This is a genomic window from Brevibacterium pityocampae (genome assembly GCF_039541555.1).
GTDB classification, from domain to species: domain Bacteria; phylum Actinomycetota; class Actinomycetes; order Actinomycetales; family Brevibacteriaceae; genus Brevibacterium; species Brevibacterium pityocampae.
In genome coordinates, this window is sequence record NZ_BAABGL010000004.1 from 299,195 (window position 1) to 324,895 (window position 25,701).

Here is a 25,701-nt window from a genome sequence, read left to right on the forward strand (position 1 = left end):
CGTGGGTCTCCGTGCAGGTGTCGGGTGCGGCCGGCGGGGATCGCCCCGGGGAGCCGCGCCGCGGGTCGGGCGGTGTGACGCCCGGCGCGACAGGTCAGTCGATGAGCTCGAGGATGGTGGCGTTGGCCTGGCCGCCGGCCTCGCACATCGTCTGCAGGCCGTAGCGGGTGCCGGTGCGGCGCATGTGATGGACGAGGTCCGTCATGATCCGCGCGCCCGAGGCGCCCAGCGGGTGGCCGAGCGCGATCGCCCCGCCGTTGGGGTTGACCCGGTCCCAGTCCACGCCGATCTCCTTCATCCAGGCGGCCGGGACCGAGGCGAACGCCTCGTTGACCTCGAACACGCCGATCTCGTCGGCCGACAGCCCGGACTTCACCAGCGCCTTCTGGGTGGCCGGGATGGGTGCGGTGAGCATGGTGATCGGGTCGGCGCCGGCGAGCGTCGCGGTGTTGACACGGGCGATCGGGGTGAGGCCGAGCTCGCGGGCCTTGACGTCGGTCATGACGAGGAGGGCGGCGGCGCCGTCGGAGATCTGCGAGGAGTTGCCGGCGGTGACGACGCCGTCCTCCTTGAACACGGTCTTGAGCGCGCCGAGGGAGTCGAGCGTGCCGCCGGGCCGGATGCCCTGGTCAGCGGCGAACTCGAACTCCTCGCCCTCCTTGGTCAGGCCGGTGAGCGGGACGATCTGCGCGGCGAAGTCCCCGCGCTCGGTCGCGGCCTGTGCACGGGCGTGCGAGTCGAGGGCGAGCTGGTCGAGCTCGGTGCGGTCGAAGCCCCAGCGCTCGGCGACGATCTCCGCGCCGATCCCCTGGCTGAACTCCTCCTGCCCGTAGCGCTCGAAGATCGTCGGACCGAACGCCTTGCCGGGGCCGTTGGCGCGGTTCGTGCCCATGGGCACGCGGGTCATCGACTCGACGCCGCCGGCGACGGCGATGTCGTAGTGCCCGGCGACGACCGAGGCGATTGCGAAGGTCAGCGCCTGCTGCGAGGAGCCGCAGGCGCGGTCGACGGTGGTGCCGGGGGTGGTCTCGGGCCAGCCGGCGGCGAGCGCGGACCAGCGGGCGACGTTCGAGGACTGCTCGCCGGCCTGCACCACGCAGCCGAAGACGACGTCGTCGACGAGGGCGGGGTCGAGCGAGTTCCGCTCGGCGAGGGCGGACAGCACGTGGCCGCCGAGGGTGACGGGGTGGATGTCGCGGAGGGCTCCGCCGCGCTTGCCGACTGCGGTGCGGGCTGCGTCGACGATGACTGCTTCTGGCATCGGGTGTCTCCTTGAACTGCGGTGTCCCGGACGGTGGTGCTTCTGACGATGGGCTGCGGTGGCGCTGCGGTCGATGGTCGGGGTGCGGCCCACGCCAGTGGCCCGCATCACCATTTATACACCTGTGGCAATGAATTTTGGGAATCTTATGTGTTCCGTGTAACAATTTCGCAGGGCCGCAGGCCGTCCTGCACGCCCTGCCATCGCGCTCTTCCGAGTCCTCAGTCATTCAACGGCGAATCCCCCGCGGATCCGCCCGACCCTGCTGAATCGCCCGGCGGCGCACCACCGATTCGGCGCCTCGGCCGCTCCCGGCCGATCGCCGTTCGATCCCGAACAGGAAAGACCGACGATGACACGATTTACGCGGGCACTCGCCTCCATCACCACCAGCGTCATGCTGCTGTCGGGCTGCGCGCAGCTCGAGCTCAATCAGGAAGTCGACGACTTCCCCGCATTCAATGCATGGAGCACCTACGGAACCGCCACGTCGACCTATGCGGATGTGGCAGCGGTGGCGAACACGATCTCCAACGAGGAGGATTCGCAGATCCGCATCCTCACCTCCGACACCGGTGTCGGGCGGCTCAGCCCGCTGCGGAACAAGCAGGCGACGATGGCACGCACCGGTGACGAATACATCTTCGCCTTCCACGGCGAAGAGGACTTCACCACTGCGGATTGGGGCCCGCAGGACGTCCGCATGGTATGGACCCCGACCGCACCCCACGGCATGATGAGCCGGGTCGGCTCCGGCATCGATTCTCCCGCCGACCTCAAGGGCAAGAAGGTCCCGTGGGCCACGGCGAACCCTTCCGTCCAGAACAAGGTCGAGGCTTACCTCGCTTACGGGGGACTCACCTGGGACGACGTCGAGCGTGTCGATATCTCGTACAGCGAGCAGCCGGCTGCTCTCCAGGCAGGTCAGATCGACGCTCTGTTCCTCCAGGTCTACGGATCGTCGCTCTACGAGCTGGAGGCCGCGATCGACACGCAGTGGCTCGAGCTCGACCCGGAGGACACGGAGGCCGTGGAAGCCGTCGCGGAGGTCGCACCATCAGTGGAGATCGGTCCGTTCGAGAACGCTGCGGGCCAGGAGGAGGGCCAGTCGGACAACGGGTTCATCTACGCCGTCCCCTTCGTGTCCTACAACGAGCTCTCCGACACCCAGGCCTATCAGACCGCCAAGGCCTTCCAGGAGCACTACCCGAAGTACAAGGACGCCACCGCGACGACCTTGAACTGGGATCTCGAGCACGTCTTCACGACTCCGGTCCAGGTCCCGTTCCACGACGGCACGGTCGAGTTCCTCGAGGAGCACGGCGCCTGGACCGAGGAGGCCGAGCAGCGCAACCAGGAGCTCATCGCCTACGGCCAGGAGATGCGGGCCACCTGGCCGGACTTCCTCGCGCAGGCCGACACCTCGGGTGATCTCAAGCAGCAGTGGATGGACTGGAAGGACGAGCACCTCGAACCCATCGACTGACCCCGCCTCCACTCCTCACACTCTCTCCGGGGCCGGCCGCGTCGGCCCGATCGCAGAACAGGAACTCCCATGAATCAGAGAATCACCCCGATGTGGAAGGGTGTCATCGTCGTGCTCACCGTTCTCGGTGTGCTGCTGGCGATGAGCCAGGCCTTCTTCTGGAGCCCCTTCGGGCTCACCTTCCTCACGAACTCCTACCTCTACTACACCCTCGCGTTCTTCCTGCCGATCGTGTTCCTCATCTTCCCCATCGCGAAGTCCCAGAAGGACCGGACGATGCCGTTCTACGACGTCGTGCTCGCAGCACTCACCTTCGTCGTGGCCTTCTACTTCGGTCTCAACGGCGAGAACATCGTCAACTTCGGCTGGGACAAGTCGCTGACGTATCCGACGATCACCATCGTCTTCTCGTTCATCTTCTGGCTCCTCGTCCTCGAGGCGCTGCGCCGCGCGGCGGGACTCGTCGTCACGCTCATCGCGCTCGTGTTCTCGATCTACCCGATGTTCGCCCTCGCCGTGCCGGTGCCCTTCCTCCAGGGCATCCCCTACCAGCTCGACGACGCCGCCCGCATCCACGTCATGGGCGTCGACTCGATCCTCGGCCTGCCGCTGCAGACCGCGGCCTCGATCCTCATCGGCTTCCTCCTGTTCGGCGTCGCCCTCCAGCACACCGGCGGAGCGACCTTCTTCTACGATCTCGCGCAGTCGGTGTTCGGCCGCTATCGCGGCGGCTCGGCGAAGGTGTCGTCGATCTCCTCGGCATTCATGGGCATGATGAGCGGCTCGGCCGTGTCGAACGTGCTCACCACCGGCCCGATGACCATCCCCGCGATGAAGAAGTCCGGCTTCCCCGGGCGCTACGCGGCCGGCGTCGAGGCGACCGCCTCGACCGGCGGCACGATCACCCCGCCGATCATGGGCACCGCGGCCTTCCTCATGGTGTCCTTCGTCGGCGTGCCCTACGGCGAGATCGCCCTCGCAGCGGCCATCCCGGCCGTCCTGTACTATTTCGGCATCTACATCCAGGTCGACGCCTACTCCGCGAAGACCGGCCTCAAGGGAGTGCCCAAGCACCTCCTGCCCCGGGCCGGGCGCACCGCCCTGCTCGGCTGGCCCTACATCGTGGCGCTCATCGGCCTCATCCTCCTGCTCACCGTGCAGAAGAACGAGTCGCAGGCCCCGTACTGGGTGGTCGGCTTCCTCCTCGTCGTGGCGATCTTCATGAAGGACCACCGCCTCACCCCGAAGTCGTTCGTCGACTTCCTCTTCGCCGGCGGCAAGACCATCGCGGAGATCATCGGCATCATCGCCGGCGTCGGACTCATCGTCGGCGGCCTGTCGATGACCGGCGTGTCCCTGTCCCTGGCCCGCGAGCTCATCACGCTCGTCGGCGACAACCTGTTCCTCATCCTCATCGCCGGCGCGGTCACCTCGTTCGTGCTCGGTATGGGCATGACGGTGTCCGCGGTGTACGTGTTCCTCGCGATCGTCATGGCCCCGGCGCTGACCGGCATGGGGATCAACCCGATCGCCGCGCACCTGTTCGTGATCTACTGGGCGACCGTCTCCTACATCACCCCGCCGGTGGCGCTCGCCTCCTTCGCGGCGGCGAACATCGCCGGCACCCCGCCGATGTCGACCTCGCTCACGGCGATGCGCCTGGGCTCGGTGAAGTACATCATCCCGTTCGCCTTCGTCCTCAACCCGGCGCTCGTCGCGCAGGATTCGACGGTGTTCCAGATCATCTACACCTTCGTCTTCGCGCTCATCGGGGTGTTCTTCCTCGGCTGTGCGTTCGAGGGCTGGATGATCGGCGTCGCCCGTCGCCCCACCGTCGTCATGCGCGTGGTGCTGTTCGCCGCCGGCCTGGCGACCCTGGCACCGGAGCTCACCTCGAGCCTCATCGGCCTGGCCGTCGGTGTGGTCGCCATGGTCGTCACCCGGTTCTGGAACGCCGGCGGCCCGGAGGAGTCCGCCGCGATCGAACGCGAGAAGGCACGCCGGCTGGAGGCGAAGGACGCCGCCGCCTCCAAGGAGTACGCGGCCGCGCACACCGGCGGCGAGGCCACCGACGGGGTCATGGGACCGACCGCCACCCGCGGCCTGGCCACCGACCTCGACTCCGGGGGAGCCACCGTGCTCGCCGATGACGACCGCGCGGACATCCACGCCGGCGCCTCGGACCGCCAGGGCCACGTCCACGGCGGCGATGCGCCCGACGCCCCGGGCCGCCGCCCGGGTGCCGCCGGGGCCGAGGCGCGCCGCGACCCCGAGGACCCGGCAGGTCCCGGCAGCACCGCCCGCTGACCGCAGGGCCGCCGGCCACGGACCACGGCCGAGAAGCCGCCACCGATGGTCGACCGCGGCACCGTCTGAACCGAGGGGCGGGTCCCGTCCGGATCCTCACGGATCCGCGCACGGGGCCCGCCCCTCGGCGATGACCCGCCGGAATCGGACCCGGTGGGGTAGGGTGCGTGGGAACGACTTATTGATTGTTCGTTAGGGAACCTCCGAGCGGCGGACGACGGCGTCCGCGGCTCCCCGCTCCCCGACCGACCCCTGGAGAGACCATGCGCTCGACGAACGGCAGAGCAGAGATCCTGCGCGCCGCCCGGAACACCTTCGCCGCCAAGGGCTACGACGGAGCCTCGATCCGCGACATCGCGCAGGAGGCCGGCCTCAGCCTGTCGGCCCTCTACTACTACTTCCCCTCGAAGCAGGACGCGCTGTTCGAGCTCATCCGCTTCGCCTTCGACTGGTACATCCAGGAGGCCTCCGAGCTCGTGGAGACCGCCGGGGCGAAGAGCTCGGACAAGGTCGCGGTACTCGTCCGCTTCATCGTGCGCTACCGGTGCCGGAACACGCTGCTCGGCCGCGTCACCCTGCGCGACACCGAGCGCCTCGACCCGGAGAAGTTCGCACAGATCCGCACCCTGCAGCGGGAGTCGCGGGAGATCCTCGTCCGGGTGCTGCGCGCCGGGATGGAGTCCGGGGAGTTCCGGATCGAGAACCCCGAGCTCGCCGGCCGCGCGATCCTCTCGATCTGCAACAGCATCCCGCTCTGGTACAAGGACGACGGGCCGCTCGACTCGGTCCAGCTCGAGCGCTCCTACACCGCCTACTGCCTGCGGCTGCTCGGCTACCGCGAGCTCAGCGACGAGCTCACCCGGCTGCTCGACCTGCCGCTGGAGAAGTCCGGATACTCCGGCTTCCTCGACGACTGACGGGCCCTTCCGGAGCCGGTGCCATTCCCGCACGCGCAGCGGCCAACGTGCAGGACCAGCCCCGTCGTTCCGGCACAGGGTCTTGCCGCTGCGTCCCGGGAGGGATACGCTGACTGCAACTTATCGAGTGTTCGATCGTAGGTGATCGTGCTCGTCGCCCCACCCCTTCGACGAACGAGGAACCATGCGCAGGACCATCTTCACCGAGGAGCACGACGCCTTCCGCTCGATGTGCCGCGACTTCGTGGCCAAGGAACTCGTCCCCGCCTACGAGCAGTTCGAGCAGGACGGGAAGGTGGCCAAGGAGTTCTTCGCGAAGATGGGCGAGCTCGGCCTCACCGGCCTGCAGGTCCCGGAGGAGTACGGCGGCGGCGGCCAGGGCCACACCTTCAAGTTCAACACCATCCTCAACGAGGAGACCGCCTACGCCGCGACCACGCTCGGCACGCTGCGGGTGCACCAGGACCTCGTCATCCCCTACATCCTCGAGTACGCGAACGAGGAGCAGAAGCAGCGCTGGCTGCCCGGCATGGCCGCCGGCACCATCATGACCGCGATCGCGATGACCGAGCCCGGCACCGGCTCCGACCTCACCGGCATCCGCACCAAGGCGGAGAAGAAGGGCGACCACTACGTCCTCAACGGCGCCAAGACGTTCATCTCCGGCGGTATCAACGCCGACCGGGTGCTCGTCGTCGCCCGCACCTCGCCCTATGACGAGGCCGATCGACGCGGGGGCCTGTCGATCCTCGTCGTCGACGCGGAGAGCGCGGGCTTCGAGAAGGGCCGCAATCTCGACAAGATCGGCCTCAAGACGCAGGACACCGCGGAGCTGTCCTTCACCAACGTCGAGGTGCCGGCGACGGATCTGCTCGGCGAGGAGGGCAAGGCGTTCGAGTACCTCTCCCACAACCTCGCGCAGGAGCGGATGACGATCTCCGTCAACGCGGTGGCGAGCGCGCAGGCCGCGATCCGGTTCGCCTCCGAGTACGCGCACGAGCGCAAAGTGTTCGGCACCCCGCTCAAGAGCTTCCAGAACACCAAGTTCGTGCTCGCCGAGTGCTCCACCGAGGTCGAGGCCGCACAGATCATGCTCGACCACGCGATCGAGGCGCTCGACGCCAACGAGCTCAGCCCCGCCGACGCCGCCCGCGTCAAGCTCTTCACCACCGAGGTGCAGGCCCGCGTCGTCGACAAGTGCCTCCAGGTGCACGGCGGCTACGGCTACATCCTCGAGTACCCGATCGCCCGCCTCTACGCCGACGCCCGCGTCACCCGGATCTACGGCGGCACCTCGGAGGTCATGAAGACGATCATCGCCAAGGACATGGGCCTGTCCGAGAAGCGGGCCTGACCCGGGCCTGACCCGGGCGGGGCGCGGGCCGGCCCCGCGATCGCCCCGCCCCTCCCCCACCGTTCGCGCAGGACCACGGCGGTCCGGCCGCACCCATCAGAAGGAGTACCCCATGAACATCTCAGGACACGCAGCGCTCGTCACCGGCGGCTCCTCGGGCCTCGGGCTGGCCACCGTGCAGCGGCTCGTCGCCGAGGGCGCACAGGTCGTCATCGCCGACCTCAACCCGCCGGCCGAGGACGTCGCGGCCGAGCTCGGCGACGCGGTGCGCTTCGTCGCCACCAACGTCTCCGACGAGGCCCAGGTGTCCGCGGCGATGGACGCCGCGACCGAGCTCGGCGACCTGCGCGCGGTCGTGCACTGCGCCGGGATCGGCGGGCCGATGCGCCTCGTCCAGAAGGACGGGTCCGCCGGGAACCTCGACCACTTCCGCAAGGTCATCGACGTCAACCTCATCGGCACGATGATCGTCGCCAGCCAGGCCGGCGTGCGGATGGCGAAGAACGAGGAGATCGACGGCGAGCGCGGCGTCATCATCTTCACCGCCTCGGTCGCGGCCTGGGAGGGCCAGATCGGCCAGGCCGCCTACGCCGCCTCGAAGGGCGGGGTCGTGGGCCTCACCCTGTGCGCCGCGCGCGACTACGCCTCGAAGAAGATCCGCGTGGTGACGATCGCGCCGGGCACCGTCGACACCCCGCTGCTCGCCAAGGCCTCCCAGGAGGTGCGCGACTCGCTCGCCGCAATGGTGCCGCACCCGTCCCGCCTGGCGCGCCCGGACGAGTACGCCCACCTCGCGCTGTCGATCATCGAGAACGCGATGCTCAACGGCGAGACCATCCGCATGGACGGCGCGATCCGCATGGCCCCGCGCTGAGCGAGCCCTCACCGTTCGGGGGCGGCTCGCGCTGAGCCGTCCCCGGACACCCCGGCCTGCGGCACAGCTGCACCGGGCCCCGCACCGCACACCCAGCAGTCGAGACACAGCAGTCGAGCATCGAAGGAGATCCGACATGACCGAGACCACCGACACCCCCACCGAAGCCGAGGTCCTCACCGAGGTCCGCGGGCAGGTGCTCGTCATCACCCTCAACCGCCCCAAGGCCAAGAACGCCGCGACCGCCGCGATGGCGGCACAGATGGCGCAGATCCTCGACGACTTCGACAGCAACGACGAGCTGTTCGTCGCCGTCATCACCGGCGCCGGCAAGACCTTCTGCTCCGGGATGGACCTCAAGGGGTTCGTGCGCGGTGAGCGCCCCTCCGTCGAGGGCCGCGGATTCCTCGCGCTCACCGAGGCGCCCCCGCAGAAGCCGCTCATCGCCGCGGTCGAAGGCTACGCGCTCGCCGGCGGCTTCGAGACCATGCTCGCCTGCGATCTCGTCGTCGCGGCCGACACCGCGAAGTTCGGGATCCCCGAGGTCAAGCGCGGCCTGGCCGCCGCGGCCGGCGGTCTCGTCACCCTCCCGCAGCGCACCCACCGCGCGGTGGCGATGGAGATGGCACTCACCGGCGACATCTACTCCGCGGAGTTCGGCAGGACCAACGGCTTCGTCAACCGGATCGTCGGCGACGGCGAGGCGCTCGACGGAGCGCTCGAGCTCGCGCAGACGATCGCGGCGAACGGCCCGCTCGCCGTCAAGGCCTCGAAGCAGGTCATCGTCGAATCCGCCGACTGGTCGACCGATGAGAAGTTCGCCAAGCAGTCCGAGATCGTCGACCCGGTCTTCACCTCCGCCGACGCCAAGGAGGGTGCGACCGCCTTCGCGGAGAAGCGCGCTCCCCGGTGGACCGGCCGCTGACCCACCCTGAAACAGCAATATCCTGCGGTTCCTGAGAAGGATTCCGCAGGATATTGCTGTTTCGGGGGCGCGACCCCGGCTGTGGTGTTCGCCACGAACGCACCGGTAGGACTCCTCCGCCGTTTGGCCGATGCACCCCCGCTTGAGAACATTGGTCCATGACGCGTATCTCGTGCCCCGTGCTGTCGAAGAAGATCACCACTGCCGCGCAGGCCGCGGAACACATCTCCCCCGGTGACAACGTGGGCATGAGCGGGTTCACCGGCTGCGGCTACCCCAAGGAGGTGCCGGGTGCGCTCGCCGAGCGGATGAAATCGGCCCACTCCGCCGGCGAGGAGTTCACCATCGGACTGCTCACCGGCGCGTCGACGGCTCAGGAGCTCGACGGCGTGCTCGCCGAGGCCGAGGGCGTGCACCTCCGCGCTCCGTTCAACACCGACCCGAGCATGCGCAGGGCGATCAACTCCGGAGACGTCGAGTACATCGACACGCACCTGAGCCACCTCGCCCAGCAGGTGTGGTTCGGCTACTTCGGCAAGCTCGACGGCGCCGTGGTCGAGGTCGCCGCAGTGCTCCCCAACGGGCTGCTGGTCCCGGGATCATCGGTGGGCAACAACAAGACCTGGCTCGACCAGGCCGACAAGGTCATCCTCGAGGTCAACGAGTGGCACCCGCGCGAGTACGAGGGCTTCCATGACGTCTACTACGGCACCAAGCTGCCGCCGCACCGCAACCCGATCCAGATCCTCGAGCCGACCCAGCGGATCGGCGACCCCTACCTGCGGGTCGACCCCGACAAGGTCGTCGCTGTGGTGCGGACGAACGCCCCGGACCGCGACAACTCCTTCTCCCCCGTCGACGACAAGTCCCATGCGATGGCCGAATACCTCATCGATTTCCTCCGCCACGAGGTGAGCGCCGGCCGGATGCCGAAGAACCTGCTGCCGATCCAGTCAGGAATCGGCAACGTCGCGAACGCGGTGCTCGAAGGGCTCAAGGAGTCCGAGTTCGAGCACCTCCATTCCTACACCGAGGTGATCCAGGACAACCTGCTCGGCCTCCTCGACTCCGGCAAGCTCGACTCGATCTCCGCAACGGCGTTCAGCCTGTCCCGACCTGTCGCCGAGCACTTCAACGCCAACGCCGAGTCGTACAAGGGGCGCATCCTGCTCCGCACCCAGGAGATGTCGAACCACCCCGAGATCGTCCGCCGCCTGGGCATCATCGCGATCAACGGCATGGTCGAGGCCGACATCTACGGACACGTCAACTCCACCCACATCACCGGCTCGAAGATGATGAACGGGATCGGCGGCTCCGGGGACTTCGCCCGCAACGCGTTCCTCAACTTCTTCGTGTCCCCCTCGACGGCGAAGGACGGGTCGATCTCCTCGATCGTACCGATGGCCTCGCACGTCGACCACACCGAGCACGATGTCCACGTGCTCGTCACCGAGCAGGGCATCGCCGACCTCCGAGGCACCTCACCGGTCACGCGCGCCAAGCGGATCATCGACAACTGCGCGCACCCCGACTACCGCGAGAGGCTGCACGACTACCTCGACCGGGCGATCGCCGAATCCCCGAACGCCGCGCACACCCCGCACATCCTGTCCGAGGCGCTGAGCTGGCACACGCGGTTCCTCGAGGACGGCCACATGTGAGCTCCGGCCACCCCACGGTGAGACAGCAGAATCCCGCGGTTCCTGAGAACAGGAACCGCGGGATTCTGCCATGTCCGGCCGGCGCCCAGGCCCGATCACTTCGGGCGGCCCAATCGCCTCGGACCGGGCGGAGCCTGCGGATCAGCTCGGGCGGTGCGGGAGCATGATCTCCTCGAAGTACTTCTCACCGAAGGGCTGGAGGAACTCCTTGTCGCCCATCGGGTACCACTCGTCGTAGTCGGCGAAGGTGCCCTCGTCCTCGTAGCCGAGCTCCTCGGCGACCCCGCGCCAGCGCGCGACGGCCTCCGGGATGGCCTCGGTCGACCCCTCGGGCAGGGTGCCCGCTACGATGGCCTCGTCGACGAGTCCCTGCGAGGAGTTCTTCAGCTCGTCCTGCAGACCGGACTCCATCTCCTCGAAGGTGCCGCCCGCCTCGCGCACGGTCTTCGCGCCGACGGCGTTCGCCTCGAGGTCGCCGCGACGGGACTCGTTGAACTCGTCCTCCATCGAGTCGAACACGAGCTGCTGGACGGCCAGCGGCCACTCCTGCCAGGCGCTGCCGGCGTAGACGCCGCCCGGCCCGCGGGCGAAGGTGACGTCCGTGGTGTAGGTCATGTTCGGCGCGACATCCATGAAGCCGGCGGCGTCCGCGGCGAGGGTCGTCGACAGGGTGCAGTCGACGGTGCCGCGCTGCAGGGCCTCGTAGGTCTCGGTGTACTGGAGCGAGACCGGCGAGGCGTCGAGCGCCTCGAGCTGGCTCGTCTGCGCGACCGAGGACGCGCGCACCTGGTTGCCCTGCCAGTCCTCGGCGGTGGTGTGCGGCTCGGCGCACATCGTCACGACCGCGCCGGCGGCGTTGAAGATGTTGAGCGGTTCGAGCCCCTGATCGCGGAACTCGCTGATGAGGTTCTCGTCCTGCCAGGTGAGCTCGCCGATCGCGGCGTTCGCGGCGATCTCGTCGACGAGCGGCGAGGTGCCGGTGAGAGTGGTGCCGGTGACCCACGACTGGAAGACGGGGAACCTGTCCGGCTGGTAGATCGGGAGCATGTAGGCGACATCCACGCGGCCGTCGACGAGCGCATCGGCGAGCTCGGTGTACCCGGCGATGCCCTGACCGTAGGTGGTCTCCACGGTGATCTTGCCGTCGGACAGCGTCTCGAGGTTCTCGATGAAGGCGTGGGCGCGGTGTGCGTCGAGGCCCTCGCCGGACTGCGCGGACGGCTGGTAGTTGATGGTGAGGGGCTCGACGTCCGCGAACGCGGCCTTGATCTCCTCGTCCGAGGCGCCGTACTCGTAGCCTTCGCCGCTGCCGCCCTCCGCCGCACCGCCACCGCCCCCAGCCGAACCGGCGCAGCCGCTGAGGGCGATCCCGAGCGCCGAGGCGCCTGCGATGAGACCGAGCATGCGCGAACGCTGCAGACGAACAGTCATGTGAACTCCTGGGTTCCGAGGCCCGCACGTCCGTGTGCGGCACCGCTGGGCTCGGGGGTTCTCGCCGTCTCCCCATCGAAACCGGCACCGGCGCGGATCGATCCGCGACCCCGAGCAGTCTCACTAGTCTGAACGTTCGATAAGTCATCCGTCAAGGGTGTCTCACGAACGGGGCGGACCACCCCGGCCCGTGGCACTGATCAATTGTTCAGTTACTATCGGTGCAGACCTCCGGTCTCCGCGCTCGCCGCAGGCCGTCGATGCGGACGCCGCCCCCGTGCCAGGAAGGGCCCACCATGTCGCACTATTTCCCGCCGGGCATGCCCCGCCACCTCAGCTACCCCGATGCCGCCGTGCCCGAGGTGCTCCTCGCCTCCGCCCGCACCTACGGCGAGCGGGCCGCGGTGGTCGACGGAGAGGAGACCCTGAGCTACGCCGAGCTGCTCACCGGCGCCCGCGCAGTGGCTGCCGACCTCGCCGCAGCCGGGATCGCCTCGGGAAGCGTCGTCGGCATCCATCTGCCGAACATCCTCCACTACTTCACCGCCTACTACGGCGCGCTCCTCACCGGCGCCGCCGTCACCCTCGTCAACCCGCTGCAGCCGGCTCCGGCGCTGGCCAAGCAGCTCGCCGACGCCGGGGCGACCGCCCTCATCACCCACCCCGCGCACCTCCGCCCGGTGACCGAGGTCGCCGAGGAGCTCGGCCTCGCGCGCGTGCTCGTCACCGGACCGTCGTGGTCGGCCGGGGTGGACGAGGAGCAGCAGGCACTCGCCGATTCCGTGTTGGACACCGGCCCGTACCGGTCCTTCTCCGAGGTGCTCGCCGCCGGCGGAGAGGATTTCGAACCCGTCCTCGTCGGCATGGACGAGGTCGCCCACTACGCCTACACCGGCGGCACCACCGGGAAGTCGAAGGGCGTGCGCGTCCTCCACCGCAACGTCATCGCCAACATCACGCAGATGGCCGCCTGGCGCCTCCACTCGACGATCGACCGCGATGAGACCGGGCACCTGCGGCTCACGCACATCACCGAGCTCGACGTCCCGTACGTCGAGCCGGGTGCGGCCGCGACCATCCAGGTGCCGCCGCTGTTCCACGCCCAGGGCCTGACGAGCGGCGGGATGTTCATGCTCGGCGGCGTGACGATCGTGCTGTCCGGCCGGTTCAAGCCGCAGACCTTCGTCGAGCTCACCAACCGCTGGGAGGCTGCCTACGCCTCGGGCAATCCGCCGATGTACCTCGCGCTCGCCGCGCACTGCCGGGCCACCGGGGAGTCGATGCCGAGCATGAAGCTCGCGATCTCCGGCGCCGCTCCGCTCGATTCGACGGCCGTGGCGCGGATCGGCGAGGCGATGCCGAACGCCGTGATCGGCGAGGGCTACGGACTCACCGAGGGCACGTGCATGGTGACCTCGACCCCGGTGCAGCCGGGCACCACCCAGAAGATCGGCTCCGTGGGCATCCCGGTGTCCGACACGGAGATCGAGATCCGCAGCACGACCGGCACCGGGGTGCTCCCCGACGGCCAGGAGGGCGAGCTGTGGGTGCGCGGCCCGCAGGTCACCGACGGCTACAGCAACGCCCCGGAGCAGACCGCCGCGCAGTTCGTCGACGGCTGGCTGCGCACCGGCGACATCGCCTCCCGCGACACCGAGGGGTTCATCCGGATCCACGACCGGGCCAAGGACATGCTCATCTACAAGGGCTACAACGTCTATCCGCGCGAGCTCGAGGACATCGCCGCGGCACACCCGGGCGTGGCGCGGATCGCCGTCGTCGGACGGCCCGCGGACGAGGCCGGGGAGATCCCCGTGGCCTTCGTCGAGGCGGCACCCGGCGTCGCGCTGTCCGGCGAGGAGCTCATGGGCTGGGTCGCCGAGCGGGTGCTGCCCTATCAGAAGATCCGCGAGGTCCACCTCGTCGAGGCTCTGCCGACCTCTGCCGCCGGCAAGATCCTCAAGACCGAGCTGCGCGACCAGCTCGGCTGAGACCGTCCCGGCGCCGCGGCCGCTCCGACCGCACCGGCACCCCTGCCCCGTGTCCGTCCTGCTGTCTACACTGGACCCATGAGCGAACCGACAGTCTCCGTGACCGAGATCCCCGAGGGCGCGAACATCCTCGACGTCCGCGAGGACGACGAATGGAACGCCGGGCACATCGACGGCGCCCAGCACATCCCGCTCGGCGACCTCCCCGTGCGCTACGGCGAGGTGCCCCTCGACGAGGACGTCTACGTCATCTGCCGCTCCGGCGGCCGGTCGATCCGCGCCACCTCCTGGCTCAACCAGAACGGCTTCGACGCGATCAACGTGCGCGGCGGGATGGGGGCATGGAACCTCGACAACGGCCTGCCGATCGTCTCGGACGCCGGCGAGGAGCCCTGGGTCAAGTAGACCCGGCACCGCCCGAGGACGCCGCCCGGTTCCGCCCCATCATCTCGACAGCCGACCGCATGGCGAGATTTTTCCGGTCCCGGCTACTCCCCACGGCCCGCACTTGGGCATAGTGGGACCATGAGTTCACGCGCCGGCCTCCCCGCCGAAGAATCCGACCTCGTCAACCTTCCCGAGCTGCTCGACGCCTACCACGACGTCGAACCGGATCCTGCGAACCCGGACCAGCGCGTGGCCTTCGGCACCTCCGGCCACCGCGGCTCGAGCCTCAAGGGCTCCTTCAACGAAGCCCACATCGCCGCGATCACCGCCGCGATCATCGAGTACCGCCGACAGCAGGGGTACACCGGCCCGCTCTACCTGGCCCGCGACACCCACGCGCTCAGCGAGCCCGCCTTCCTCACCGCCCTCGAGGTGCTCGCCGCCGCCGAGGTGCCCACGATGATCGACGACCGCGACGGCTACACCCCCACCCCGGTGCTGTCCCGTGCGATCATCAAGCACAACGCGAACCGCGGCAGCGCCCAGGGCCTGGCCGACGGCATCGTCATCACCCCCAGCCACAACCCGCCGGCCGACGGCGGCTTCAAGTACAACCCGCCGCACGGCGGTCCGGCCGACTCCGACGCCACCGGATGGATCGAGGACCGGGCCAACGCCCTCCTCGAGAGCGGCTGGCAGTCGATCTCCCGCCGCCCGTTCCAGCGCGCATTCCACCTCGAGAACACGACGAACTTCGACTACACCGCGAGCTACATCGAGGACCTCGGACTCGTCATCGACATCCCGGCGATCCGCGACTCCGGACTCCACATCGGGGCGGACCCGCTGGGCGGGGCGAGCGTCGACTACTGGGCGGCGATCGCCGAGCAGCTCGACCTCAACATCGAGGTCGTCAACCCCGACGTCGACCCCACCTGGGCGTTCATGACGCTCGACTGGGACGAGAAGATCCGGATGGACTGCTCCTCGCCGTCCGCGATGGCCTCGCTCATCGCCAACCGCGACAAGTACGACCTCGCCACCGGCAATGACGCCGATGCCGACCGCCACGGCATCGTCACCCCCGATGCCGGCCTGATGAATCCCAACCACTACCTCGCCGTCGCGATCGACTACCTGTTCTCCCACCGCGAGCAGTGGTCGCCGGACACCGCGATCGGCAAGACGCTCGTGTCGTCGTCCCTCATCGACAAGGTCGCCGCCGCTCGCGGTCGCCGCCTGCTCGAGGTGCCGGTGGGCTTCAAGTGGTTCGTCCCCGGCCTCATGGACGGCACCGTCGGCTTCGGCGGCGAGGAGTCCGCCGGCGCCTCGTTCCTCACCCGCGACGGCTCCACCTGGACGACGGACAAGGACGGGATCCTCCTGTGCCTGCTCGCCGCGGAGATCACCGCGGTCACCGGACGCACCCCCTCGCAGCGGTTCGACGAGCTCACCGCAGAGTTCGGCAGCAGCGCCTACGCGCGCATCGACGCCCCGGCCACCCGCGAGCAGAAGGCCGCGCTCAAGCAGCTGAGCCCCGCCCAGGTCACCGCCGACACCCTCGCCGGCGAGGCGATCACCGCCAAGCTCACCGAGGCGCCGGGCAACGGTGCGGCGATCGGCGGTCTCAAGGTCACCACCGACAGCGCGTGGTTCGCCGCCCGCCCGTCGGGCACCGAGGACGTCTACAAGATCTACGCGGAGTCATTCAAGGGCGCCGACCACCTGGCGCAGGTCCAGCAGGAGGCCAAGTCCGTCGTCGATGCGGTGATCGGCGGCTGAGGCCGGACCCGGGAGGGTGACGGACGTCATCACCCTCCCCCGCGCGCACTGGCTAGAATCGACTGGTGCTGCGCAACTACCTCGAGATCTTCGCCCTGCCCGGGGCGTTGAAGTTCTCGCTCGCCGGGCTGCTCGCCAGGCTGCCCATCGCAGTGCTCGGCCTCGGCATCCTGCTCTTCATCCAGGGCACCACCGGCTCCTACGCGATCGCCGGGGTCGTCACCGCCACCTTCATGGTGGTGCAGGCGATCACCAATCCGCTCATCGCCCGGCTCGTCGACAACTTCGGCCAGGCCAGGGTGATGGCGCCGGTCGTCGTCGTCCACATCCTCTCCCTCACCAGCCTGCTCGTCACCGTGTACGCCGACTGGTGGACCGCCCTCGTCTTCGTCTTCGCGGGTCTCTCCGGCGGAACCGTCGGCTCGCTCGGCTCGCTCGTGCGCGCGCGCTGGAACGCCGCAGTGCGCACGCCCCGCCAGCTCGACACCGCGTTCAGCTGGGAGGCCGTCGCCGACGAGATCCTCTTCGTCTCCGGCCCCGTCCTCGTCACCACGCTGGCCACCGCGGTCCTCCCGCCGGCCGGGATCCTCGCCTCGATGACGGCGACGATCATCGGCTCCCTCCTCTTCTACACCCAGAAGGCCACCGAGCCGCCGATCATGCGGGCCGTCGAGGGCGACAAGGGGAAGGTCCTCACCAACCTCGGCATCTTCGTCGTCGTGGTCGCCCAGGTGCTGCTCGGCATCAACTTCGGCGCGATCGACGTCATCGCCGTCGCCTTCGCCGAGGAGCAGGGCCACAAGGCCCTCGCCGGCGTCCTGCTCAGCACCTTCGCCGCCGGGTCGCTGGCGGCCGGAGTGGTCTACGGCGGGGTGACCTGGAAGTCGCAGGCGCACCACCGCTTCGCCGTGATGATGGGCGGGCTCGCCGCCGCCACCTGGCTGCTGCTGCTCGCCACCGACATGATCCGGTTCGGCGTCATCATGTTCTTCATCGGCCTGACGATCGCCCCGAGCCTCATCAGCGCATCCTCGGTGGTGAAGAACCTGGCCCCGCCGCGTCGGCTCACCGAGGCGCTCGCCTGGATCAGCACCTCGCTGGGCTTCGGCGTGGCGATCGGTTCCGCGCTCGCCGGCATCATCATCGAAGCCGCCGGCGCCCGCACCGCGGTCCTCGTCCCGAGCGTGAGCTCGACGCTCGCCGCGCTCGTCGTCGCCCTGTTCATCCGCTCGATGGACCCGAGCCGACGCAGCCATGACGCCCGCGCCAACCGCACGGTCGTCGACACCGAGGGCTGAACCCGGGATCCGCGGAGCCTGCCCTCGGCACCGACCTCGACCCCTCCGCCCAGCGCCCCGGAACCGGCCCTCGTCGGCCGACCGGGGAGGGTGCCCCGGATCATGATGACGACGCATTACCCATCGGTTATGCTGTTCTCACCGTGGCGGTCAGGCTGAGAAAGTGTCGGGCTGTCACGGCTCTGTCTTTCCAGGTCAGCGCCCTGTTTCGACTGCTCCGGCGCGCTCGCTGCGACGGTCCGCAGCCTCGCTCCGGCCCACCGCACTACGGTGGGGGTATGCGCATCCTCCTCGCCTGCGACAAGTTCAAGGGCACTCTCACCGCACCCGAGGTGCACGCCCGCCTGGCACCGGCCCTCACCGCCGCCGGCCATACCGTCGAGTCCGTCCCCATCGCCGACGGCGGCGACGGCACCGTCGAGGCCGCGGTGTCCGCCGGCTTCACCCGGCACACCGCCGAGGTGACCGGTCCCCTGAGCACACCCGTCACCGCCGTCTGGGCGGAGTCGGCGGGCACCGCCGTCATCGAGATGGCCCAGGCGAGCGGCCTCGCGCTCGTGACCTCCGCTTCGGGCTCCGCGCCGGATGCGCACACCGCGCTCACCGCCACCTCGGCCGGGACCGGGGAGCTCATCGCCGCGGCCCTCGACGCCGGGTGCACGGAGATCGTGCTCGGCGTCGGCGGCTCGGCGACCACGGACGGCGGCGCCGGCATGCTCACGGCCCTCGGCGTCCGCCTGCTCGACGAGTCGGGCCACCCGGTCCCGGCCGGTGGAGTCGGCCTCGAGCACCTCGCACGGGTCGACACCGCGGACCTCCATCCCCGCCTGCGCGAGGGCAGCGCCCACGTCATCCTCGCCTCGGACGTGGAGAACCCGCTCACCGGGCACCAGGGCGCGGCGGCGGTCTACGGTCCGCAGAAGGGCGCCGGCCCCACCGAGGTCGAACGGCTCGACCGCGCACTCGAGCGCTTCGCCGCACGGGTCCCCGACGGTGCGCATCACGCCGCCCGGACGGGAGCCGGGGCGGCGGGAGGCATGGGCTTCGGAGCCTTCGCGGTGCTCGGCGCGGCCTCCGTGCCCGGTGCCGACTACGTCCTCGACCTCGTCGGATTCGGCCGCGCTCTCGGGACCGCGGAGGCCGTCGTCACCGGGGAGGGGCGCTTCGACGAGCAGACGCTGTCCGGGAAGGGCCCCGGCGCGGTCATCGCAGCGGCCCGGGACGCCGGCCTGCGGGTCCATGTGGTGTGCGGATCGAGCGAGATCCCGGCCGATCAGGCGAGTGGGCTCGGACTCGCCGGGATCCACACCCTCACCGACCTCGCTGCGCTCGCCGACTGCCTGGCCGACCCTGCGCCCGTCCTCGAGCGCCTCGCCGCGGAGCTCCTCGCCCCCGCTCTCGAGGCGCCCGCCGACTGACCCGCGCCGCCCGGCTCGGACATCCCGGACCCGCCTCGGCGCGGTTCGCCCCGGCCCGGCCTCGGCTCCGGTCGGAAACGACGAGTGGTCACAGATCCATGGAATCCCGTAGGGGAATCGTGGATCTGTGACCACTCGCTGGTGCGGGCGGAGCGCGCCTGCACCAGCGGTGCGGGGTCTCCGCCTCAGGGACGGCGGGGCGTGTCCCCCGGGCAGGGGCCTCCGCCTCAGGGCTTGCGGTCGGTGTCGCCCTCGGTGCCGGGGAGGCCCTTGTTCTTGCGCATGAGCAGGAGGACGACCATGACGACGACAGCGAGCGCGCCGACGCCGAGCAGCACGATCATCGGGGTCGACATGCCGCTCGAGGCGTTCTCCGCCTCGCCCTCCTCGAGCGAACCGCGCTGCTCACCGCCGAGCTGCGGCTCCTCGTCGACGGCTCCGGCGCCGAGGCCCGGGCCCTCGCCCTCCTCGGTGCCCGCGGGCGCGGATTCGCCGCCGGCACCGCCGGCGTCCTGGATGGTGAAGGGGATCTCACCGCTGATCGGGTGGCCGTCGGAGGACACGACGCGCCACACGATGGTGTACTCGCCGGCGCCGAGGTCGGCGGGCAGGGCCGAGGAGACCTTCGTGCCGTCGACGGTGAGCTCACCGGCGGAGACGTTCTCACCGTTGTGCATGACCTGCACCTCGGAGCCCATCTCCTGGACCTCACCGCTGAACTCGAGCTCGATCCATTCCGGCTGGCTGTCGAGCTCCGCTCCCTCCTCCGGGTTCGAGGACACGAGCTGGTCGTGGGCGGCTGCGGCGGGCGCGAGCAGCAGGCCGAGGCCCACGAACAGCGCCGCCACCAGTGCGAACAGGGACGTACGAGTGCTGCGGACGGTCACGGAGGCTCCAATCGATTGGCTGCTGGCCCCATTATCCCGCAGACTCCCTGGGAGTTCACCCATCCGGCGCGCCGAGTCGATCTCCGTCACGCGCTCCGGCGGGCGCGGATCTCCTCGACGATGGCGGGCACTGCGGCCTCGACCTGCTCGAGCGTGGTGGTGAACCCGGCCTGGTCGCCGTACCAGGGGTCGGCGACGTCGAGCTCGGTGCCGGTGAGCCCGGCCGCGGCCGGGTCGAAGCTGCGGAACATCCGGATCTCCGGGCGCCGTTCCACCGGCAGGTCCGCGACCAGGCGCTCGAGCGCGGCCCGATGCCGCTGCGTCATCGCGAGCGCGAGGTCACGCTCGCCCAGCCACTCCGCGGTGATCTGGCGGGCGGCGTGGTCGGCGGTGTCGTAGCCGGCCTCGGTGAGCACACGGACCGCGCGCGGATCGATCGGGTTCCCGGACTCCTCGTCGCTGATCCCGGCCGAATCGACGATCGCCTCGATCCCCTCGGCGGCCAGCCGGCTGCGGAGCACGCGCTCGGCCATGACCGAGCGGCAGATGTTCCCCGTGCAGACCAGCACCACCGAGGCGCCCGCCGTCCCGCCGACGCCCCTGTCAGCCCCGCCGTCACCCCTGTCCGCGGTGCTCGTCCCCTCCGCCGTCTCCTCTGCACCTCGCGCTTCCGCCACTGCTGCCCTCCATCGTCATCCGTTGTCCGCGGCCGGGCTCCGCGCCCGACCACCGCAACCATGGTCGCAGATGCGCCCGGTGGGCCGGGACCGGATACCGTTGGACCATGACCGAAACTCGACTGCCCCACGGCGACCCCGCGATCAGCGCCCGCGAGGACCTCTTCCGCCACGTCAACGGCGCGTGGCTCGACACCTTCGAGATCCCGGAGGACCGGGCCGGCGACGGCGCCATGCGCGCCCTCTACGATGCCGCCGAGGTCAAGGTCCGCGACCTCATCACCGGACTCGGCGAGCAGGACTCCGAACCCGGCTCCGAGGCGCATAAGATCGGCGCCCTCTACGCCTCCTTCATGGACACCGACACGATCGAGGCGACCGGGATCGAGCCGGTCGTGCACGACCTCGAGCTCGTCGCCGCCGCGTCCGACCATGCGGAGCTCGCGCGCGTGCTCGGCGCGCTCGACGCCTCCGGGGTGCCCACCGTGGTGGGCGGTTTCGTCTCCGCGGATGCGAAGAACTCCGCGGAGTACATCCTCTATGCGATGCAGGCCGGGCTCCACCTGCCGGACGAGGACTACTACTCGTCGGACGACTACACAGAGATCCGGGAGGCCTATGTTGCCCACGTCGCCCGCGTCTCCGAGATCGCCGATCTCCCCCGCTTCACCGGCCGGCCGCACAACGAGCTCGCCGCGCTCGTCCTCGACCTCGAGACGCGCCTCGCCGAGCACCACTGGGACCGGGTGTCGTGCCGCGACGCAGAGAAGACGTACAACAAGTTCGCCGCCGTCGAGCTCGACGAGCTCGCCGCCGGCTTCGACTTCGCCGCCTGGTGCGAGGGCGCCGGGATCACCGGCCTCGAGTACCTCGTCGTGTCGCAGCCGTCGTTCTTCGTCGGGATGGCGCAGGAGTGGGCGCGCACATCACTCGACGACCTCAAGGCGTGGATGCAGTTCAGCATCGTCGAGGCCTATGCGGGCCTGCTCACCGAGGCCCTGTCGGAGGAGAACTTCGACTTCTACGGCCGCACCCTGTCCGGCACGCCCACCCAGCGGGAGCGCTGGAAGCGCGGCGTCGCCCTCGTCGAGAGCCTGCTCGGCGAGGCTGTCGGCAAGCTCTACGTGGCCAGGGAGTTCCCGCCGGAGTCCAAGCAGGCGATCACCGAGCTCGTCGACCGGCTCATCCGCGCCTACGAGTCCTCGATCTCCGAGCTCGACTGGATGGGCGAGGACACCCGTGAGCGCGCCCTGAAGAAGCTCGCCCGGTTCTCCCCGAAGGTCGGCTACCCGGACGTGTGGCGGGAGTACCCGGCGGAGATGGTCGCCGACGACCTCGTCGGCAACGTCCGGCGCGCCGCGCACGCCGAGCACGTGCGCCAGATCGGGCGGATCGGGCAGCCGATCGACCGCACCGAATGGCTCATGACGCCGCAGACGGTCAACGCCTACTACCACCCGGTGATGAACGAGATCGTGTTCCCCGCCGCCATCCTGCAGCCGCCCTTCTTCGATGCGCGCGGCTCCGATGCCGCGAACTACGGGGCGATCGGCGCGGTGATCGGCCACGAGATCGGACACGGGTTCGACGACCAGGGCTCGCGCTACGACGGCGACGGCAACCTCGTCGACTGGTGGACCGAGGACGATCGCGCCCGCTTCGAGGAGCGCACGGCGAGCCTCATCGACCAGTTCGACGTGCTCGTCCCCGAGGGCCTCGACGCCAAGCACCACGTCAACGGCGCGCTCACGGTCGGGGAGAACATCGGCGACCTCGGCGGCATGTCGATCGCGTGGAAGGCCCTGCAGCTGCTCGCCCGCGACGAGAACCGGGAGCTCACCGAGGAGGAGGGCCGCGAGTTCTTCTACGCCTGGGCCACCGCCTGGCGCTCGAAGTTCCGCAAGGAGGAGCGGATCCGCCGGATCGCGGTCGACCCGCACTCCCCGGAGGAGTTCCGGTGCAATCAGATCGTCAAGAACCTCGACGCCTTCGCCGAGGTGTTCGGCGTGCGCGAGGGCGACGGGATGCACCTCGCACCCGCGGACCGCGTGTCGATCTGGTGACCTGACCCGGCTGGCAGCTCGGAAGCGGCGGGACTGTGGTGGTTCCGGCGGAGTGTGGTGGCGTCGACGCTCATACTCTTCGTCGGAACCACCATTCTCCGCGCCCGGCCCGCGCGCCGCGGTGGCCTGCGCGCTTTGGCAACCCGACACCTCGGTGGATCCAGCACCTCAGCCCCGGGCCGGGCCGCGGGCCTCAGAAGTTCGTGTGGACGAGCCGGGCGAAGCGCTCGACGAGATCGCGCCAGGTGATGGTCAACGACTCGTTGCGGGTCGCGGCGGGCGCCTCGTCGGCGAGCTTGTCGATCTCGATGTAGCCGATCCCGTCGGACCCCAGGGTGGAGATGTTCGCGCGGAACAGCCCGTCGTCGGCGATGTCCGCGCTCACCGCGAGCGGCAGCCGCCCGAGGTCCGCCGGCGTCCCCTCGAAGGTCAGGCGCCCGGCGGTGAGCGTGTCGTGGGCCGCGGCGTGCGTGAGGTACTGGGCGGCCGAACCGCCGCCCACCACCGGCAGGCGGGTCGCCATGACGTCGGTGAGGAGCTCGGTGATCTCCGCCCGCCGCTCGGCGCTGAGGTCATCGCCCTCGAACCCGCCGAACAGCACGACGGCGGCGAACCCGGCCAGCGGCGGCAGCGCCTCGCCCTCGGCCACCTGCACGTGGGTGACCTCGAGGCCGTTCTCGTCGAAGCGGGCGAGGATCGACTCCACGCCGGGGGTCGGGCTCGTCTCGATGACGAGGACGGGCGTGTTGATGCCGGCCTCGCTCAGGGTCTGCGTGGGCCTGCGCTCCCCGGCCTCGACCGCGAGCGGGAGGATGTTCTCCGGCACCGGCGCCGGGCAGGTGGCGTACGGGGTGAAGGCGAAGGGGTCGTTGTACACCCGGTTGAAGTCGAGGATCACGGAGTTCCCGGCGTCGGGCAGCCCGATGTTGAGCGTCCGCCAGGTCGCCGTGGTCACGCCGTTGGTGTAGTCGTGGAACCGCACGGTGAGGCCCGACCCGGGGCAGCCGGTGGTCCGGAGCCGGTGGGTGTGCCCGGCGAGCTCGAACTCGACCTCGCCGGAGAGCTGCTCGTCGAGCTCGATCCCCGGCATCGCCGAGGCGATCCGGCGCGGCTCCGGCTGCGGGTACGGAGTGAACGCCGCGCGCACCACCCAGTCCTGGCTGACCGGGAAGGTCGGCACGTCGATGAAGCGCGAGAGCAGCGGCGCCTTGGAGTCGTGGCGGCGCAGGCCGATCGAGCCGTCGCGGTTGAGGAGCTCGTAGAGCACGTGGCCGACGAGGATCCAGTTGAGCGATTCCCCGGGGGCCACCCGGGCGGACATCCGGTCATCGGAGTCGACGCGCACCTCGGCCGCCGGGCCGGGCCGGCCCATGATCTCCAGGGCGTCCTTGCCGGGGCCCGCGCTGGTGCCCGGGGCGAGGGTGAAGTGCACCCATTCGCCGTCGCGCACGAAGGTGCCCGGTCCGCCCTCCCAGGCCGTCGTCTCGCCCTCGTCGAGCCAGGTCAGGCCCGTGAGGCTGAGCCAGCCGAACGGAGTGGCGAGAGCGGACAGGCGCGCATCATGCCATTCGTGCCATTCTGCGGTGTACTGGTCCACGCTCGTCCTCGTCTCGATGATCGCCTTGCTGTTCATAGTAGGGGATCGGCCGCGGGGGCGGGCAGGTCCTACGGCGCCCCGCCCGGTGGGGCGGGTGCGGGGGCCGCGGCAGGTGCGGCGGAGACGCGCGCGGCGCGCCGGCGGGTGAGGAGGACCTGGATTGCGCCGAGCACGAGGAGCAGGGTGAGGGAGGCGAACGACAGCCAGAACCCCTCGCGGTATCCAGCGGCGTCGACGACGGCGCCGGTGAGCGCCGACGCCGCGGACTGGCCCACGACGACGCCGGTGGACATCATCGCCATGACGGTGGTCGTGCGCCCGAACGGGGCGACCTCCGAGGCGATCGAGTAGAGCGTGACGAGGCTCGGCCCGATCCCCGCGCCCATGACGAGGAGGGCGGGGACGAGCAGGCCGATGTCGCGGGTGAGCACGAACAGCACCGCGCCGGTGAGCGCGACGCCGGCGAACACGAGCCAGCGGGCGGTGAGGGTGAACCGTTCGGGCAGGAGCACGACGCCGAGCGCGCACACCGCCGAGCCGATGCCCATGATCCCGTAGAAGATGCCGGTCGCGTCGGCCTGCCCGAACTCCTGCATGAAGCGGGTGAGCGAGGTGAGCGAGGACCCGAAGAACAGCCCGATCGCCGTCATCCCGGTCACCGGCAGGAGCACGACCGGCCGCCGCACCCACGCGATGGGGTCCGGGGGCCGCACGGTCTCCCCCGCCGAGGCGACCGCCCGGTGGTCGCGGGCGTCGCGCAGGTGCCCCCGGGCGTAGCGCACGGAGGGGTGCACGGCGAAGGCGATGACGCCGAGCAGGGTGAGCGCGGCGGCGAACTCGAGCGGGACGACGACACCGAGCAGCACCGCGACGAACCCGGTGACGACGGGGCCGAAGACGAACACGAGCTCATCGGTCATCGACTCGTAGGACAGCACCGTCGAGGTCGCCTTGCGGGCCCGGTGCCCGGTGAACTCGGCGCGGATCGCGTGGAGCCAGCGGGTGCGGACCATCGAGGAGGCCTGCGGGGCGGTGAGCCCGATGAGGAGGCCGGCGCCGAGCACGAGGGCGGTGGGCGCCTCGGCGCGCAGTGCGGCGGCGAGGCCGAACAGGGCGAGCGTGTTCGCGACCGCGGCGATGAGGAGGACGATGCGCTGGCCCCAGCGGTCGGCCGAGGCGCCGAGGACGGGCCCGGAGATCGCGGTGCCCACGCCGACGAGGGCGGCCGTGACCCCGGCGAGGGTGAAGGACTCCCGGGTCGAGGAGACAGCCGTCATGACGGCGACGACCGACATCGCGAAGGGCAGCTTGGCGATGAGCGCCAGGGGCAGGAAGCCCCAGCCGAACATGCGTCCGAGGGAGGTGAACACGATTGACTAGGC

Annotated in this window: 19 protein-coding genes; 13 read left to right on the forward strand and 6 right to left on the reverse strand. The window is 70.0% G+C overall.

What is annotated here, in order from left to right; all coding sequences use genetic code 11:
- Nucleotides 1–94: 94 nt before the first annotated feature.
- The gene (locus ABD883_RS05535; RefSeq protein WP_295690034.1) at nt 95–1,261 is read right to left on the reverse strand and encodes a thiolase family protein; all 1,167 of its coding nucleotides are present in this window, start codon (nt 1,259–1,261) and stop codon (nt 95–97) included.
- Between the two features lie 352 nt (nt 1,262–1,613).
- Here ABD883_RS05535 and ABD883_RS05540 point away from each other — a divergent pair, with 352 nt between their 5' ends.
- The 7 genes from ABD883_RS05540 (at nt 1,614) to scpC (ending at nt 10,788) form a co-directional block, all read left to right on the forward strand.
- Nucleotides 1,614–2,747, forward strand: a complete 1,134-nt coding sequence (locus ABD883_RS05540) for a TAXI family TRAP transporter solute-binding subunit (RefSeq protein WP_295690032.1) — start codon at nt 1,614–1,616, stop codon at nt 2,745–2,747.
- 69 nt (nt 2,748–2,816) lie between these two features.
- Nucleotides 2,817–5,054 (forward strand): TRAP transporter permease, encoded by a 2,238-nt coding sequence (locus tag ABD883_RS05545; protein ID WP_295690030.1) that lies wholly within the window; start codon nt 2,817–2,819, stop codon nt 5,052–5,054.
- A gap of 263 nt (nt 5,055–5,317) precedes the next feature.
- The gene (locus ABD883_RS05550; RefSeq protein WP_295690028.1) at nt 5,318–5,971 is read left to right on the forward strand and encodes a TetR/AcrR family transcriptional regulator; all 654 of its coding nucleotides are present in this window, start codon (nt 5,318–5,320) and stop codon (nt 5,969–5,971) included.
- A gap of 184 nt (nt 5,972–6,155) precedes the next feature.
- Nucleotides 6,156–7,325: an acyl-CoA dehydrogenase family protein gene (locus ABD883_RS05555; protein WP_137318310.1), complete on the forward strand. Its 1,170-nt coding sequence runs from the start codon at nt 6,156–6,158 to the stop codon at nt 7,323–7,325.
- A 112-nt stretch (nt 7,326–7,437) separates the two neighbouring features.
- Complete coding sequence (locus ABD883_RS05560) at nt 7,438–8,199, forward strand: SDR family NAD(P)-dependent oxidoreductase (RefSeq protein ID WP_137318311.1); 762 nt, start codon at nt 7,438–7,440, stop codon at nt 8,197–8,199.
- 136 nt (nt 8,200–8,335) lie between these two features.
- The gene (locus tag ABD883_RS05565; RefSeq protein WP_247618434.1) at nt 8,336–9,124 is read left to right on the forward strand and encodes a crotonase/enoyl-CoA hydratase family protein; all 789 of its coding nucleotides are present in this window, start codon (nt 8,336–8,338) and stop codon (nt 9,122–9,124) included.
- A gap of 158 nt (nt 9,125–9,282) precedes the next feature.
- Nucleotides 9,283–10,788 (forward strand): succinyl-CoA:acetate CoA-transferase ScpC, encoded by a 1,506-nt coding sequence (gene scpC / locus ABD883_RS05570; RefSeq protein WP_247618433.1) that lies wholly within the window; start codon nt 9,283–9,285, stop codon nt 10,786–10,788.
- Nucleotides 10,789–10,929: 141 nt separating this feature from the next.
- On the opposite strand, the gene dctP is transcribed toward scpC, so the two are convergent.
- Nucleotides 10,930–12,219, reverse strand: coding sequence for a TRAP transporter substrate-binding protein DctP (gene dctP, locus ABD883_RS05575; RefSeq protein ID WP_295689852.1), 1,290 nt, complete (start codon nt 12,217–12,219; stop codon nt 10,930–10,932).
- A 296-nt stretch (nt 12,220–12,515) separates the two neighbouring features.
- On the opposite strand from dctP, the gene ABD883_RS05580 reads away from it, so the two are divergent.
- The 5 genes from ABD883_RS05580 (at nt 12,516) to ABD883_RS05600 (ending at nt 19,095) form a co-directional block, all read left to right on the forward strand.
- Nucleotides 12,516–14,210, forward strand: coding sequence for a class I adenylate-forming enzyme family protein (locus ABD883_RS05580; protein WP_295689850.1), 1,695 nt, complete (start codon nt 12,516–12,518; stop codon nt 14,208–14,210).
- Between the two features lie 78 nt (nt 14,211–14,288).
- On the forward strand, nt 14,289–14,615 hold the full coding sequence (locus ABD883_RS05585) for a rhodanese-like domain-containing protein (RefSeq protein WP_247618430.1): 327 nt from the start codon (nt 14,289–14,291) through the stop codon (nt 14,613–14,615).
- A gap of 120 nt (nt 14,616–14,735) precedes the next feature.
- Nucleotides 14,736–16,379, forward strand: a complete 1,644-nt coding sequence (pgm, locus tag ABD883_RS05590) for a phosphoglucomutase (alpha-D-glucose-1,6-bisphosphate-dependent) (RefSeq protein ID WP_295689846.1) — start codon at nt 14,736–14,738, stop codon at nt 16,377–16,379.
- Between the two features lie 65 nt (nt 16,380–16,444).
- A complete protein-coding gene (locus ABD883_RS05595) occupies nt 16,445–17,677 on the forward strand; it encodes an MFS transporter (RefSeq protein ID WP_265808978.1) in 1,233 nt (410 codons plus the stop codon).
- Nucleotides 17,678–17,955: 278 nt separating this feature from the next.
- Nucleotides 17,956–19,095 carry a glycerate kinase gene (locus ABD883_RS05600; protein ID WP_295689844.1) on the forward strand — a complete coding sequence of 380 codons (1,140 nt, stop codon included), beginning with the start codon at nt 17,956–17,958 and terminating at the stop codon, nt 19,093–19,095.
- Nucleotides 19,096–19,322: 227 nt separating this feature from the next.
- Here ABD883_RS05600 and ABD883_RS05605 read toward each other — a convergent pair whose 3' ends face one another.
- A complete protein-coding gene (locus tag ABD883_RS05605; protein WP_247618427.1) occupies nt 19,323–19,982 on the reverse strand; it encodes a copper resistance CopC family protein in 660 nt (219 codons plus the stop codon).
- 86 nt (nt 19,983–20,068) lie between these two features.
- Nucleotides 20,069–20,659: a low molecular weight protein-tyrosine-phosphatase gene (locus tag ABD883_RS05610; RefSeq protein WP_345030573.1), complete on the reverse strand. Its 591-nt coding sequence runs from the start codon at nt 20,657–20,659 to the stop codon at nt 20,069–20,071.
- A gap of 107 nt (nt 20,660–20,766) precedes the next feature.
- On the opposite strand from ABD883_RS05610, the gene ABD883_RS05615 reads away from it, so the two are divergent.
- Nucleotides 20,767–22,722, forward strand: a complete 1,956-nt coding sequence (locus ABD883_RS05615) for a M13 family metallopeptidase (protein ID WP_295689841.1) — start codon at nt 20,767–20,769, stop codon at nt 22,720–22,722.
- Nucleotides 22,723–22,915: 193 nt separating this feature from the next.
- On the opposite strand, the gene ABD883_RS05620 is transcribed toward ABD883_RS05615, so the two are convergent.
- The gene (locus ABD883_RS05620; RefSeq protein WP_345030576.1) at nt 22,916–24,355 is read right to left on the reverse strand and encodes a DUF1684 domain-containing protein; all 1,440 of its coding nucleotides are present in this window, start codon (nt 24,353–24,355) and stop codon (nt 22,916–22,918) included.
- Nucleotides 24,356–24,387: 32 nt separating this feature from the next.
- Entirely contained in the window at nt 24,388–25,689 is a 1,302-nt protein-coding gene (locus ABD883_RS05625) for an MFS transporter (RefSeq protein WP_295691082.1), read from the reverse strand.
- Between the last annotated feature and the right edge of the window lie 12 nt (nt 25,690–25,701).

Excerpts from the sequence above, each read along its gene's own strand:
- ABD883_RS05535 (WP_295690034.1), bottom strand. The coding sequence starts at position 1,261 with ATGCCAGAAGCAGTCATCGTCGACGCAGCCCGCACCGCAGTCGGCAAG.
- ABD883_RS05540 (WP_295690032.1), top strand. The coding sequence starts at position 1,614 with ATGACACGATTTACGCGGGCACTCGCCTCCATCACCACCAGCGTCATG.
- ABD883_RS05545 (WP_295690030.1), top strand. The coding sequence starts at position 2,817 with ATGAATCAGAGAATCACCCCGATGTGGAAGGGTGTCATCGTCGTGCTC.
- ABD883_RS05550 (WP_295690028.1), top strand. The coding sequence starts at position 5,318 with ATGCGCTCGACGAACGGCAGAGCAGAGATCCTGCGCGCCGCCCGGAAC.
- ABD883_RS05555 (WP_137318310.1), top strand. The coding sequence starts at position 6,156 with ATGCGCAGGACCATCTTCACCGAGGAGCACGACGCCTTCCGCTCGATG.
- ABD883_RS05560 (WP_137318311.1), top strand. The coding sequence starts at position 7,438 with ATGAACATCTCAGGACACGCAGCGCTCGTCACCGGCGGCTCCTCGGGC.
- ABD883_RS05565 (WP_247618434.1), top strand. The coding sequence starts at position 8,336 with ATGACCGAGACCACCGACACCCCCACCGAAGCCGAGGTCCTCACCGAG.
- scpC (WP_247618433.1), top strand. The coding sequence starts at position 9,283 with ATGACGCGTATCTCGTGCCCCGTGCTGTCGAAGAAGATCACCACTGCC.
- dctP (WP_295689852.1), bottom strand. The coding sequence starts at position 12,219 with ATGACTGTTCGTCTGCAGCGTTCGCGCATGCTCGGTCTCATCGCAGGC.
- ABD883_RS05580 (WP_295689850.1), top strand. The coding sequence starts at position 12,516 with ATGTCGCACTATTTCCCGCCGGGCATGCCCCGCCACCTCAGCTACCCC.
- ABD883_RS05585 (WP_247618430.1), top strand. The coding sequence starts at position 14,289 with ATGAGCGAACCGACAGTCTCCGTGACCGAGATCCCCGAGGGCGCGAAC.
- pgm (WP_295689846.1), top strand. The coding sequence starts at position 14,736 with ATGAGTTCACGCGCCGGCCTCCCCGCCGAAGAATCCGACCTCGTCAAC.
- ABD883_RS05600 (WP_295689844.1), top strand. The coding sequence starts at position 17,956 with ATGCGCATCCTCCTCGCCTGCGACAAGTTCAAGGGCACTCTCACCGCA.
- ABD883_RS05615 (WP_295689841.1), top strand. The coding sequence starts at position 20,767 with ATGACCGAAACTCGACTGCCCCACGGCGACCCCGCGATCAGCGCCCGC.
- ABD883_RS05620 (WP_345030576.1), bottom strand. The coding sequence starts at position 24,355 with ATGAACAGCAAGGCGATCATCGAGACGAGGACGAGCGTGGACCAGTAC.